The 1077-nt window shown below is 33.6% G+C and carries 1 pseudogene; it reads left to right on the forward strand.

Annotation, left to right across the window (positions count from 1 at the left end):
* A pseudogene (locus ACFINC_RS09765) lies at window positions 1-1046 on the forward strand (hypothetical protein); the annotation flags it as partial.
* Window positions 1047-1077: the final 31 nt, after the last annotated feature.

Raw genomic sequence — 1077 nt, forward strand, 5'->3', positions numbered from 1 at the left:
TACTTATTTTTTTAGGGGGAATACTTTATTATGTACATCCTGCATTGCCTTTGATTTTTCAAGTCCTTTCATTAATTTTTGCTCTTTTTATGTTTTCAAAACTGACGAAGGGATTAGATAGTTTTCATATCAACGCTCATCCGAGTATTTTCACAGTTCTGTGCACCAGCCGTAAAGAAGTCAAAAACCCTTATCGCTTCACTCTTATTTTTTTAAGTGCAGTTTCAGCTTTTGCTATTTTGGTTAATAATCGAACTATTTCTATCGCATTTTCTGATTTTTTGCCATTTCAACCAGCTATTTTGGTTTCGATTATTTTTATCATTGGGAATTTTTTTTCAGCAAGTTCCAATATATTGTTTCAGAAGTATTTTTCAAAGTTTCAAAATCCTATTTTTCCCGTCTTAATGATTGGTTGTATGGTAACCATTGCTTTTTTTCTCATGTCATTTCAAATCATTGCGGCTCTTATATTAGGATTTTTACTGCTATGTGTTTTTAAATCTGCTTATCGATCTTATCTGTCGTCTCTTCTTATAAATTCACTGATTGATCCCAAAGCTATCGCGACTGTTTTATCATTTACAGCCATTATTACAGCTGTTGTATCCTTTGCATTCAGTTTTTTATACGGTTATGTTTTTTCAACATTCTGGCAAGCTAATTTGTGGTTGGCAGTGGTTATGGCTGTGATTTTTGGGGTGTCTGCTTTAATTATTTTTGTCAGAAAACAAGAAATCATTTGGTTACAACCTGAAAATGCACAATCGTCAAAACAACATTTCTTGAAACGCAAGCATCAAGAGTTTTGCTATGGGCAAATTTATCCGGAAGCATCGTGCATTAATGAAAACATCAAGGATGGCTCTTTTCGACAAAGTCTCTATCCTGCACCAAATTTGATAACACTTTGCGATGAAGTCGTCGAATGGGAGTTTATCCGGGGTACTGTATTGAGCCAAATGGATTTGCTACATCAAAAGGCGATTATTGATCAAATCAATAAGATCTTTGAAGATCGATTAAGCAAGAATATAATCTTATAACATGGAGATTTACATCCTGATAATATCATTG

It is taken from the genome of Bartonella sp. AP58NXGY, from assembly GCF_042195785.1.
GTDB lineage: Bacteria > Pseudomonadota > Alphaproteobacteria > Rhizobiales > Rhizobiaceae > Bartonella.